Consider the following 12260-nt stretch of genomic DNA (forward strand, 5'->3'; position numbering starts at 1 on the left):
CGTTTTCGGTGCAGACATTGACAACCGAGCCGGGATACCTCCCTGGGATGACAGCGGCATGACAAAACGTCGCAGCATCGCGGCGGCCGCTTTCGCCCTCCGCCTCCGAGCGCAAAAACCTTGACTCCTGTGGAAAACCTTCTAAGAGCAACAGCGGAAAAGGAATCTCCATGGTTCGCGACGAACACGCCATTGCCGCATGCAATGACCGGGCACAGGTTGCCGGGGTGGACATTGCCGTCCCGGTTTCTGCCAAAACCAAGGCCAAAACGACGACGAAAACCGTCTGACGTCTCTGGCCTGCCGCTCTCTCCCCGGCTCGGCTGGGGACAGGAAGACGCGATCCGTCGCGCCTTTCCCCTCACCGGACAAGAGGAGAGAAGAGAAAGAGAGCTTGAGAAATGGGTTTCAAAGTAGCAATTGCAGGAGCCACCGGAAATGTCGGCCGGGAGATGCTCAACATCCTCTCCGAACGCGGCTTCCCCGCCGATGAGGTCGTGGCGCTCGCCTCCTCGCGTTCGCAGGGCACTGAGGTGTCCTACGGGGACCGGACGCTGAAGGTCTCCAATCTGGAGAATTACGATTTCTCCGATACCGATATCTGCCTGATGTCGGCCGGCGGCGAGGTCTCGAAGAAATTCTCCCCCAAGATCGGCCAGCAGGGCTGTGTCGTCATCGACAATTCCTCGGCCTGGCGTTACGACGCCGACGTGCCGCTAATCGTGCCGGAAGTGAACCCGGACGCCGTCACGCAGTTCACCAAGCGCAACATCATTGCCAATCCGAACTGCTCGACCGCGCAGCTGGTGGTTGCGCTGAAGCCGCTGCACGACTTCGCCAAGATCAAGCGTGTCGTCGTCTCCACCTATCAGTCGGTCTCCGGCGCCGGCAAGGACGGCATGGACGAGCTCTTCAACCAGACGCGCGCCGTCTTCGTTGCCGATCCGATCGAGAACAAGAAGTTCACCAAACGCATCGCCTTCAACGTCATCCCGCACATCGATAGCTTCATGGAAGACGGCTACACCAAGGAAGAATGGAAGGTGCTGGCCGAGACGAAGAAGATGCTCGATCCGAAGATCAAGGTGACCTGCACGGCGGTGCGTGTGCCCGTCTTCATCGGTCATTCGGAATCGGTCAACATCGAATTCGAGAACGAGATCACCGCCGACCAGGCCCGCGATATCCTGCGCGATGCCCCGGGCTGCCTCGTCATCGACAAGCGCGAGAACGGCGGTTACATCACGCCTTATGAATCCGCCGGCGAAGATGCGACCTATATCTCGCGCATCCGCGAGGACGCGACGGTCGAAAACGGCCTCAATATGTGGGTGGTCTCCGACAACCTGCGCAAGGGCGCGGCGCTGAACGCCATCCAGATCGCCGAGCTGCTCGTCAATCGCGGCCTGGTCAAGCCGCGCAAGCAGGCAGCCTGATACCATTTGTAAACCATAAGATGTTAAAGCCCTGCTCGTTGAGTGGGGCTTTTTCCGGGGCAAATACGACTGTATAAGCGCTCGCTAAACGGTGATCGTGACAAAATCGCGAGTGGCTGGCATTCTCTTGCCCGCTTAAAAACTATGCAGATCGAGAGCGGGGTTTCTCAATGCGCATGACAAAGTTGTTTCTGGCGGCCGCTGCGGCAATGGGCGTCCTCCACGCGGTACCGGCGTTCGCGCAAGGACTGCAATGTGGCAATACCAGCGCCGGCTTCGACGCCTGGGTCGCCGATTTCAAGCAGACGGCAGCGGCCAATGGCGTCAGCCAATCGGTGCTCAGCCGCGCCTTCGCCAACGTCAACTACAACAAGCCGACGATCGCCGCCGATCGCGGCCAGAAAAGCTTCAAGCTCTCCTTCGATGCCTTCATGCAGAAGCGCGGCGGTGCCGCCGTCATTTCCCGCGGCCGGTCGATGAAAGCGGCCAACCAGGCCCTTTTTTCCTCGATCGAACGCCGCTTCGGCGTTCCCGCCGGTCCGCTGATCGCAATCTGGGGCATGGAGACCGGTTTCGGCAGCTATATGGGCAACCAGCATACGCTGTCGGCTGTGTCGACCCTTGCCTATGACTGCCGTCGTTCGGACTATTTCACCGATCAGCTCTATGCTGCGCTTCAGCTGGTCTCCGAAGGTTATCTGAGCCCGCAGGCCAAGGGTGCCGCCCATGGTGAAATCGGCCAGACGCAGTTTCTGCCACGCAACGTCGTGCGCTTCGGCGCCGACGGCGACGGCGACGGCCGGGTCGACATGGTCGGCTCCCGCGCCGATGCGCTGGCCTCGACCGCAAATTTCCTCAAGGGCCACGGCTGGCGTGCCGGCGCCGGCTATCAGCCGGGAGAGCCGAATTTCGCTGCGATCCAGGGGTGGAACGCCGCCAGCGTTTATCAGCAGGCGATCGCCTATATCGGCCAACAGATCGACGGCGGCAGATAAGCCTTCATTGACAGCCAGGCTTTTGGAAACGCCGCTGCGAACGCGGCGTTTTTCATATGCGGGAATCAAAACTGCCGCCCGATGCCGTCTTGCGTCGCTCCTCCTGCGGCGGGGCCGGCACGACCGGCCCCGACACGACGCAATTGCGGCCGGAAGCCTTGGCGGCGTAGAGCGCCAGATCGGCGCGTTTGACCAGATCCTCGAAGTTCCGGTTGGCGGCGTCGTTTGCCCGGCCGGCGCATCCGAAGCTCGCCGTGACCTTGAGGAAATCGCCACTCGCAAGCGGGATTTCCGCCGTCTCGATCGCCCGTCGCACGCGCTCGGCGACGATTGCGGCTTCGTCGGGCGTCGAATCCGGTAAAAGAGCCAGGAACTCCTCGCCCCCATGGCGCACCAGGAGATCGAAGGAACGAAAATTCTGGCGCGCAACGCCGGCAACGTGCCGAAGCACGGCGTCGCCAGCGTCATGGCCATGGACATCATTGATCTTCTTGAAATGATCGAGATCGAAGAGAACGACGGAAATCCAGTGCGAGCCGTGCTCGGCCTGCGTAAGGAGCGCCGAGGCGGCGACCTCGAAGCCGCGCCTGTTGTAGAGCCCCGTCAGAAGATCGGTTTGAGCAGCGTTACGCAACTCACCCACCAACGTTTCCCGGTCCCGAGTAAGCTTGTCGATCAGCCGAAGCCCTCTTGCCGCCAGTACCATCACCAGCGTGGCGAGGATGAGCAGGCCTGCACACAGCGCCACAATCTGCGTCAGGTGTATGTGCGAGAGGGTAGAAAACTGTTCGCCAGTCTCGTGAATATCACTCGCGGCCTCCACCATCTTTTGCTGAAGGAAAGCCATGCGTTCGCGCTGTGCGGCCGCCCAGGCGTCGCCCATTGCGCGCGACGGCCGCGAGCCGGCGAGAATGGCGTCGGTGATCGCATTCGCCTTCATCTGGTCGCTGCGACCGAGATAGGCAACGATGTCGCGCACGACCGGCGCTGAGGAATGGAAGACCATGTGATCCATGCCGGCACCGAGCATGGTCTTGCCCTGAATGAACAGTTCAATCGGAAATCTGGCGGAAACGTCTTGATCGAGGTAGCGGGTGCCAATCCCGGTGATCAACCTTTCGCCGTAGTAGGTGAGCAGGATGCCCATCAACTGGTTGGATTTTTCAAGCAGCACCGGGTCGCTGATCAGCGGTGAAAGTGCGTCGACGACGGCAAGCTGCTTGAGAGCCGCATACCAGTAGATGGAGCCGGGGTTGCTGCCGGAGTAACGGCCCTGGTCGACGGCGCTTCGCGCGGCGATGATGCGGCTATAGGCAAGGCTGAGGGCCGCCAATTCATCTGCAAGCCCTTGATCGAGCGTATCGCGCGACGGCAAGCTGGCATAGAAAGCATGGCGTTCGCGATCCAGCGTCAGCCGGCTTTGCTGCATGTCGACAGCAGTCCCGCTGCTGGGATGCGCGAGATAGCGGCGAGTGGCATCGATTTCGCTCAGGATTTCCGTGGCCGCGATCGACCCGCCGCGCGCAAGTACGTCGGCGAACCGCCGGTCGTTCTCGAGATCTCGGTATTGCAAGATGGAAGTTCGGAGGACAAAAACGCCTTCAATGAGCATGAAGACGAAGGGCAGCAGGATGGCGGCCAGGATAACCTTTTTGATGGTTTCGAACTTCATCGCCAATCGCCACGTAATCAAATGCCGGTCGTGTGCAGCCGATTAGAAGCTTAACAGCAATCCTTAAAAAACTGATAAACCGGTCCGCTCCTAGATTTCGGGACGGATGAAATCGCGTGTTTCAGCGTCCATGACCCAGAGCTCGCCGGTCGAGATATCGAACCAGGCGCCATGAAGGTGCATTTTTCCTGCGTCCTCGAGCGCCTTTATTTCCGGGAAGGTTCTGAGATTGTTGATCGAATTGCGGATGGAGACACGCTCCAGCGCCGTCTGTCGCTCAGCCTCGGTCATCACGTCGTTGCTCTGGATTTGTTCGGCTGCGGGTTTGACCAGCGACATCCACCGACCGATGAAATCGCCGGGCGACAACGGCTCGGCGTTCGGATCGAGTGCCGCGCGGATGCCGCCGCAACGGCCATGGCCCATTACGACGATGTCCGAGACCTTCAGCGCCTGCACGGCAAATTCAAGAGCGGCCGATGTCGAATGGAAATGACCGTCCGGCTGGTAGGGCGGCACCATATTGGCAACGTTGCGGATGACGAAAAGCTCGCCCGGGCCGGCATCGAAGATCAGCTCGGGAGCCGCACGTGAGTCCGAACAGGCAATGACCAGCGTGCTCGGGTTCTGGCCGTTTTCGGCAAGTTGCCTATACCTGTCGCGGGCGTCGGCATAACGCCCGTTCATAAAGTTGCGATAACCGTTCAGAAGGGTGTTTGGAAAACGCTGCATGCCTCTGGATTAGCGCGCGCGGAAGACAAGATCAACTGCCGCACCGCAAAATGCGCACATTGACAAATGCGTCATTTTTTCCGCCGCTGCACCGGGTGCACGAGCCGGCGCATCTGCACCATGGCCATCGGCGTCGACAGGCTGAGCGCATCGCTGGCCAGCATCAGCTCGTTGCTGCCTCGCTTGACCGCACGCGCAAGCACTTCGAACACGCTGGCGGTGGCAAGCTGCAACGCCTTTTCATCCTCGAGGCCGGAGAGCAGGCGCGACAGGAAAACGGCGGCCAGCAGGTCACCGAGACCATTCGGCGGGTTCTCGACGACACGGTGCTCGGCAAGAAGCGCGTGGCGGCCGGAAAGGTAGAGATTGCCGGTACCGCCCGCCATCATCGGGACCGCCGAGGTGACGAGCATGCGTGACGGCCCAAGCGCCAGCGCCGCCTCCATGATTGCGCTGTTGTCATCGAGCGCTGCTCCCGACAGCCAGGCGAGCTCGTACCGGTTCGGCGTTGCGAGCGACGCGAGCGGAATGAGATGATCCCGAATGGCCTCGGCCGTCGCTTCCGGCACGTAGAGGCCGCCGAGGTCGCCCATGACCGGATCGCAGACATAAAGCAGTTCGGGATTGTTTTGCCGGAGCGCAGCGATCAGCCGAGCGACCGAGCGTGCCTGGGCGGCATTGCCGAAGTAGCCCGAAAGCACCGCCCTGACTTCGCCGATCCAAGGTGCGCGGATCAGATCGTCGATCGCCGCATCGAAATCCCCTTCGGCAAATGTCAGCCGCGTCGAACGGCCATGGCCGGGATGCCAGGGCAGAACGATCGTCGGCAGTGCCCAGACCGGATGGCCGAGCGTCTCCAACGCAAACACCGCCGCCCGATTGCCAACCGAGCCACGCACGACATGGCTGGAAATAACGATGACTGCGCCCGCTGCATTTTCCGACATTAAACCGAGGTCCGAATGATGATGGCGTTTGATGATCTTTTTGACGCCGGGCTGTCAACCATTCTTCACGTGAGCGTGGAAAAGTGCGGCGGAAGAGAAAACAAAAAGAGAGCCGTTCACGCTTGTTTTGGCTACGAAATCGGAAAAATCTCCGACATTTCCCCATCTCCGGCGTCAAAAAAGCATCAAAACCATCCGGCTGGGCCCCATTTTAGAGATTTTTTCGAAGAATCTTCTGCTAGCTTGCAGAAAATCAGTCTATTGCGGGAGGCGATCCATGGCTGCCAGAAACAATCCCAAACGAGAAAAACAGATTGAGGGCGCGCGAAAGATCGCCAGGGAGAGGGGCGAGGCCCATCTCGATCCGGAAATTCTCTTCGGCCGGGCAAGCAATGACGATCTCGAACGCTACACGCCCGAAATGCTGGCGCTTTCTGCCGTGCATTCGGCAAAAGAACTTGCCGCCTGGAACGCCAAGACGCCGCGCGTCAGCATCGACACCATCGGCGGTGTGACGCCTGACGGCATTGCCGTCTCGGTGCTTTCGGTGACCGACCGGAATATGCCCTTTCTCTATGAATCGGTCATGGGAGAAGTGACGAGCACCCATCGCGATCTCTTCATGGCCGTACATCCCATCCTGGTGATGGAAGGAGACAAGGCTCCCGGGCTCTATTCCGCCGACCAGCCGAGCGATCCCGCCACGCGGGTCAGCCATATCCAGCTTCATATCGCGCCGCTCAATTCCAACCAGGCGGCCGATCTCGTCAAACGTATCCAGATGGTGCTCGAACAGGTCCGCCTGTCGGTTTCGGACTGGAAGCCGATGCTTTCCAAGCTCGACGGGGTGATCGCCGAGCTTGCGGCCAACGGCGCCGGCCGCAGAAAGGCTGAACACGCCGAGGCGATCGCCTTCCTGAGCTGGCTGCGCGACGAGAACTTCACCTTCCTCGGCATGCGCGAATATATCTATTCCGGCAAGGGTGCCGACGCCAAGGTCGAGCGGGACAAGGGGGCGGGCCTCGGCATTCTCTCCAACCCCGATGTTCTCGTGCTGCGCACCGGTAAGGACGCCGTGACGACGACTCCGGAGATCCTCGCCTTCCTCGACGGCCCCGAGTTCCTGATCGTGACCAAGGCGAACGTGAAATCGATCGTCCATCGCCGCGCCTATATGGATTATGTCGGCGTCAAGCGTTTCGACGCCGCGGGCAACGTCACCGGCGAACTGCGCATCGTCGGCCTCTTCACCTCGACGGCCTATACGTCGCTCGCCTCGGAAATCCCGCTGCTGCGCTCCAAGATCGAGAAGGTGAAAGAGCATTTCGGCTTCGACCCGATGAGCCATTCCGGCCGCATGCTCGACAACACGCTGGAATCCTATCCGCGCGATGATCTTTTCCAGATCGACACGACATTGCTTGCCAGCTTTGCCGAGCAGATCAACGATCTCGCCGACCGGCCGCGTGTGCGCGTCCTGCCGCGCATCGACCATTTCGACCGCTTCGTCTCGGTCATCGTCTATGTGCCGCGCGAGGAATATGACTCGATCGTGCGCGAGCGGATCGGCACCTATCTGAAGACGGTCTATGACGGCCGTGTCTCCGCCTATTATCCGGCTTTCCCCGAAGGCGGCGTTGCCCGCGTGCATTTCATCATCGGCCGCTCCGGCGGCAAGACGCCACGCATTCCGCAGGCAAAGCTTGAGCAGACGATCCGCGAAATCACCGCCCGCTGGGACGACCGTTTCGAAGCGCTCGCCGGATCGAAGTCGCCGAGACTATCAGTCGATCAGGCCTTCCAGGATTCCTTTAGCCCTGAAGAGACCGTGGCCGACCTCGCCGATATCGGCGCCTGCGCCGCCGGCGAGCCGCTTCGCATCCAGTTTTATCATCGCCACGAACAACAGGGCCGCGTGCTCTCGCTGAAGATCTTCCATGCCGGCGGCCAGCTGGCCTTGTCGCGCCGCGTGCCGCTTCTCGAGAACCTCGGCTTCAATGTCGTCAGCGAACGCACCTTCGACATTGGGGTACAGGTCGCCGATGGCCCAACCCAACTTGTGGTGCTGCACGACATGGAACTCGAAACCCGCAGCGGCAGCGATATCGACCTGCATCGTTATGGCGCTGCGCTCGAGGAAGCCTTCGTCGCCGCCTTCGCCGGCACGCTCGACAATGACAGCTTCAACCGGCTGATCCTTTCGGCAGGGCTCTCGGCGCGCGAAGCCAATGTGTTGCGCGCCTATGCCCGTTATCTCCGCCAGGCCGGCATCGCCTATTCGCAGGATTACATCGCAACGACGCTCGATAAATATCCTGGTGTGGCCGCCGCCATCTTCCGGCTGTTCCACGACACGCTCGACCCCAAGCTTGCCGACAAAGCCCGTCTCAAGAAGATCGCCGACCTGCACCAGGCGATCGAGGCCGAGCTTGCCGACGTGCCGAGCCTTGACGACGACCGTATCCTGCGCCGCTACGTCAACATCGTCGACGCGACGCTGCGCACCAACTATTTCCAGAAGAACCCTGACGGGTCGCCGAAAGCCATGCTTGCCTTCAAGCTCGATCCAAATCTGGTCGACGGCTTGCCGCAACCGAAACCCTTCCGCGAGATGTTCGTCTACGGCGTCGAGGTCGAAGGCGTGCACCTGCGTTTCGGCCGGGTAGCGCGCGGTGGTCTGCGCTGGTCGGACCGCGCCGAGGACTACCGCACCGAGGTGCTCGGCCTGGTCAAGGCGCAGCAGGTGAAGAACGCCGTCATCGTCCCGGTCGGCGCCAAAGGCGGCTTTTACCCGAAAAGGCTTCCGGTGGGCGGCAGCCGCGACGAAATCTTCAATGCGGGCCGCGAGGCTTACAAGACCTATATTCGCACGCTGCTTTCGATCACCGACAATATCTCCGGCGCCGAGGTCGTGCCGCCGAAGGATACGGTAAGGCTCGATGGCGACGATCCCTATTTCGTCGTCGCCGCCGACAAGGGCACCGCGACCTTCTCCGACACCGCCAATGCGTTGGCGCAGGAAGCCGGCTTCTGGCTGGACGACGCCTTCGCCTCCGGTGGCTCGGCCGGCTACGACCACAAGAAGATGGGCATCACCGCCCGCGGCGCCTGGGAAACCGTGAAACGCCATTTCCGCGAAATGGATATCGACATCCAGACGACGCCCTTTACCGTCGCGGGCGTCGGCGACATGTCGGGCGACGTCTTCGGCAACGGCATGCTGCTCTCCCCTAAGATCCGGCTCGTCGCCGCCTTCGATCACCGCGACATCATCATCGACCCCGATCCCGATATGGAAAGGACGCTGGCCGAGCGCCAACGGCTCTTCAACCTGCCGCGCTCGAGCTGGCAGGACTTCGATAAAAACGTGCTTTCGAAGGGCGCGATGATCATTTCGCGCGCGGCGAAATCGGTGACGCTGACGCCGGAAGCGGTAAGTGCGATCGGCATCGACAAAGCCGTGGCCACGCCCTTCGAGATCATGACGGCGATCCTGAAGAGCCCGGTCGACCTGCTCTGGTTCGGCGGCATCGGCACCTATGTAAAAGCGCCGTCCGAAACCGATACCGAAGTCGGCGACCGCGCCAATGACCCGATCCGGATCACCGCGGCGGAGGTGGGCGCCAAGGTGATCGGCGAGGGCGCAAACCTCGGCGTCACCCAGAAAGGCCGCATCGCCTACGGCCTGAAGGGCGGGCGCTGCAATTCCGACGCCATCGACAATTCGGCTGGCGTCAACACCTCGGACGTCGAGGTCAACATCAAGATCGCGCTGGCGGCGGCCCTGCATGACGGGCGGCTGACGCGGGCAAAACGCGACCAGCTACTTTCGTCGATGACCGGTGAAGTCGCGGCCCTGGTCCTGCGCAACAACTATCTCCAGTCGCTGGCGATCTCACTGACGGAGCGCAAGGGCACGGCCAACGGCCTGGAACTCGGCCGCTTCATGAGCGTGCTCGAGGGGGCCGGTCAGCTGAACCGCAAGGTCGAGACCTTGCCCGACGACCAAACTCTTGCCGAACGTTATGCGGCCGGCAAGCCGCTGACGCGGCCGGAAATCGGCGTGCTGCTGTCCTATGCTAAGATCGTGCTCTTCGATGCGCTTGCCGCGAGCGACCTGCCCGATGACCCTTATTTTGCGGCGACACTGTCGAATTACTTTCCCGTCAGAATGCAGAAGTCGAACGCCGGCGATATCGCCGGCCACCGCCTGCGGCGCGAAATCATCGCGACCGTGCTTGCCAATGAAGCGATCAACCGCGGCGGGCCGAGCTTCACCATTGCCATGATGGACGCAACGGCGGCTTCGGCGCCGGAGGTGGTGCGCGCCGCAATCGTTGCCCGCGACGGTTTCGACCTTAACCGGCTCTGGGCCGAAACGGACGCGCTCGACGGCAAGATATCGGGCGGGGTGCAGAACCGCATTTACGAGGAAATCAGCCACAGCTTTATCGTGCTCACGCGCCTGCTGTTGAAAACCGCCATGACCAAAGCCGATATGGCCGAGGTGATTAGCCGGCTGCGGGCGGCTCTGAAGAAGTTGAGGCCTGCTTTCGCCGAACAGGCGGCCGGCGATGCTGCCGCGCGCCAGTCGGAATATGCCGAAGCGGGCGTGCCTGAAAAGCTGGCAGCCGAAATCGCCAACCTCCAGAGCTTCGCGCTGGTGCCGGAGATCATGCAGATTGCCGAGCGCACCGGCGAGCCGCTGGTGCGCGCGGCCGAAAATTATTTTGCCGTGTCTAAGACCTTTCGGATCGCGCGGTTGCTCGCAGCCGGCGGCCGGATCCTCACCTCCGACCATTACGAAAATCTGGCGCTGGCGCGCAGCATCGACCAGATCGCCAGCGCCCGGCGCGATATCGTCATCTCGGCGCTTTCCGATCACGGCAAGGAGAAGCTGCCCGTCCAGGCCTGGCATGCGCAGGATCGCGTCCGCATCAACCGCATCGTCGAGGAGCTTTCGAGCCTCAGCGATAGTGGCGATCCCAATCTTGCGCGCATCACTGTTGCCGCAGGCATCCTGACCGATCTTGCGCGCGACCGGGCGAGGTGAGACAGTCCGCGAAAAAGGAGCGGATGTTGAATCGCATAGACTGGACAGGAACGCAGCCGCCGAAAGCCACGGAGAAGGGCATCTGGGCGTGGATGTTCTTCGATTGGGCGGCCCAGCCTTTCTTCACTGTGGTCACCACCTTCATCTTCGGGCCCTATTTCGTCTCCCGCCTGACGGATGACCCGGTGTCGGCGCAGACGACGTGGAGCAACATGGCGACGATTTCGTCTGTGATCATTGCCCTGCTCTCGCCCGTTCTCGGCTCGATCGCCGACCAGTCCGGCGCGCGCAAACCGTGGATCGGCTTCTTCGCCATCATCAAGATAGCCAGCCTCTTCGGCCTGTGGTTCGCAGCCCCCGGTTCGCCTGTCCTCTATCCCGTGATCTTTATGATCCTCGCCTCGGTTTCAGCCGAGTTTTCGATCGTCTTCAACGATTCGATGATGCCGCGGCTGGTCGGCAAGCACGAGGTCGGCAAACTCTCCAACACCGCTTGGGGGCTCGGTTACCTCGGCGGCATGATCGTGCTGATTGCCGTCGTTACGCTTCTGGCGGCAAGCCCGGAAAGCGGCAAGACCGTTCTCGGCCTCGATCCGCTTTTCGGCCTCGATCCCAAGACCGGCCAGGACGCACGCATCACCGGGCCGATCTCAGCCGTCTGGTACCTGATTTTTATCCTGCCGATGTTCTTCTTCACACCCGATGTTCGCAGAGGCCTGCCCTTCGGCACCGCCATCCGCGCCGGCCTGCGGGAACTGAGAAACACGCTCGGCGAACTCAAGGAACGCCGCGGCACCCTGAAATTCCTGATTGCCCGCATGATCTATCAGGATGGCGTCAACGGCCTGTTGATCCTCGGCGGCGTTTTCGCCGCCGGCATGTTCGGCTGGGCGACGATCGAAATCGGCCTCTACGGCATCATCCTGAACGTCGTCGCGATCTTCGGCTGCCTGATCGCCGGCCGGATCGACAAGGGCGTCGGTTCGAAAGTGACCGTCGCCATCAGCCTCACCATGCTGCTTCTCGCCACCATCGGCATCATCTCGACCGGGCCGGGCTACACCCTGTTTGGCCTGATGGCGCTGCCGACGGCCGATTCCGGCGGCCTCTTCGGCACCGCCGCGGAAAAGGCCTATATCCTTTACGGCCTGCTGATCGGGCTCGCCTTCGGGCCGGTGCAGGCCTCGTCGCGCTCTTATCTCGCGCGCAGCGTCAGCCTTGAGGAAGCCGGCCGCTACTTCGGCCTCTATGCGCTTTCGGGACGCGCCACCAGTTTCATGGCGACGCTGCTCTTCTCGCTGGTGACCTATATGAGCGGCTCAGCGCGGCTCGGAATGGCAACGCTGATCCTGTTTCTCGCCGGCGGGCTGGTGCTGCTGATCCGCACGCCTTATCCCGCCGACCGATCCTGACAATTCTCCGGCA

8 protein-coding genes and 1 pseudogene are annotated in these 12260 nt (G+C 61.5%); 6 read left to right on the top strand and 3 right to left on the bottom strand.

The window, feature by feature from the left end:
* Positions 1 to 80: 80 nt before the first annotated feature.
* The 3 genes and pseudogenes from HJC04_RS32095 to HJC04_RS11960 form a co-directional block, all read left to right on the top strand.
* A pseudogene (locus tag HJC04_RS32095) lies at positions 81 to 290 on the top strand (hypothetical protein); the annotation flags it as partial.
* Positions 291 to 401: 111 nt separating this feature from the next.
* On the top strand, positions 402 to 1436 hold the full coding sequence (locus HJC04_RS11955) for an aspartate-semialdehyde dehydrogenase (RefSeq protein WP_210632769.1): 1035 nt from the start codon (positions 402 to 404) through the stop codon (positions 1434 to 1436).
* Between the two features lie 170 nt (positions 1437 to 1606).
* Entirely contained in the window at positions 1607 to 2431 is an 825-nt protein-coding gene (locus tag HJC04_RS11960) for a lytic transglycosylase domain-containing protein (RefSeq protein ID WP_210632770.1), read from the top strand.
* A gap of 52 nt (positions 2432 to 2483) precedes the next feature.
* On the opposite strand, the gene HJC04_RS11965 is transcribed toward HJC04_RS11960, so the two are convergent.
* The 3 genes from HJC04_RS11965 to pdxY all read right to left on the bottom strand — a co-directional run bounded on the left by HJC04_RS11965 (position 2484) and on the right by pdxY (position 5782).
* Entirely contained in the window at positions 2484 to 4103 is a 1620-nt protein-coding gene (locus HJC04_RS11965) for a GGDEF domain-containing protein (RefSeq protein ID WP_221146267.1), read from the bottom strand.
* Positions 4104 to 4193: 90 nt separating this feature from the next.
* A complete protein-coding gene (locus HJC04_RS11970; RefSeq protein ID WP_210632772.1) occupies positions 4194 to 4835 on the bottom strand; it encodes a carbonic anhydrase in 642 nt (213 codons plus the stop codon).
* Between the two features lie 71 nt (positions 4836 to 4906).
* A complete protein-coding gene (gene pdxY, locus HJC04_RS11975) occupies positions 4907 to 5782 on the bottom strand; it encodes a pyridoxal kinase PdxY (protein WP_221146269.1) in 876 nt (291 codons plus the stop codon).
* Positions 5783 to 5797: 15 nt separating this feature from the next.
* Between pdxY and HJC04_RS11980 the strand changes: the two genes are divergently transcribed.
* From HJC04_RS11980 to HJC04_RS11990, 3 genes are read left to right on the top strand one after another with little or no spacing between them, the layout of a single operon-like run.
* Positions 5798 to 6100 (top strand): hypothetical protein, encoded by a 303-nt coding sequence (locus HJC04_RS11980; RefSeq protein ID WP_210632774.1) that lies wholly within the window; start codon positions 5798 to 5800, stop codon positions 6098 to 6100.
* A complete protein-coding gene (locus tag HJC04_RS11985; RefSeq protein ID WP_221146271.1) occupies positions 6060 to 10835 on the top strand; it encodes an NAD-glutamate dehydrogenase in 4776 nt (1591 codons plus the stop codon). Before HJC04_RS11980 ends, HJC04_RS11985 begins: the two co-directional genes overlap by 41 nt.
* A gap of 23 nt (positions 10836 to 10858) precedes the next feature.
* Positions 10859 to 12247, top strand: coding sequence for an MFS transporter (locus tag HJC04_RS11990; RefSeq protein ID WP_221146273.1), 1389 nt, complete (start codon positions 10859 to 10861; stop codon positions 12245 to 12247).
* Positions 12248 to 12260 lie beyond the last annotated feature (13 nt).

The organism is Rhizobium sp. NLR8a, assembly GCF_019685235.1.
Classification (GTDB): domain Bacteria; phylum Pseudomonadota; class Alphaproteobacteria; order Rhizobiales; family Rhizobiaceae; genus Rhizobium.

Excerpts from the sequence above, each read along its gene's own strand:
- pdxY (WP_221146269.1), bottom strand. The coding sequence starts at position 5,782 with ATGTCGGAAAATGCAGCGGGCGCAGTCATCGTTATTTCCAGCCATGTC.
- HJC04_RS11960 (WP_210632770.1), top strand. The coding sequence starts at position 1,607 with ATGCGCATGACAAAGTTGTTTCTGGCGGCCGCTGCGGCAATGGGCGTC.
- HJC04_RS11965 (WP_221146267.1), bottom strand. The coding sequence starts at position 4,103 with ATGAAGTTCGAAACCATCAAAAAGGTTATCCTGGCCGCCATCCTGCTG.
- HJC04_RS11970 (WP_210632772.1), bottom strand. The coding sequence starts at position 4,835 with ATGCAGCGTTTTCCAAACACCCTTCTGAACGGTTATCGCAACTTTATG.
- HJC04_RS11955 (WP_210632769.1), top strand. The coding sequence starts at position 402 with ATGGGTTTCAAAGTAGCAATTGCAGGAGCCACCGGAAATGTCGGCCGG.
- HJC04_RS11985 (WP_221146271.1), top strand. The coding sequence starts at position 6,060 with ATGGCTGCCAGAAACAATCCCAAACGAGAAAAACAGATTGAGGGCGCG.
- HJC04_RS11980 (WP_210632774.1), top strand. The coding sequence starts at position 5,798 with ATGATGATGGCGTTTGATGATCTTTTTGACGCCGGGCTGTCAACCATT.
- HJC04_RS11990 (WP_221146273.1), top strand. The coding sequence starts at position 10,859 with ATGTTGAATCGCATAGACTGGACAGGAACGCAGCCGCCGAAAGCCACG.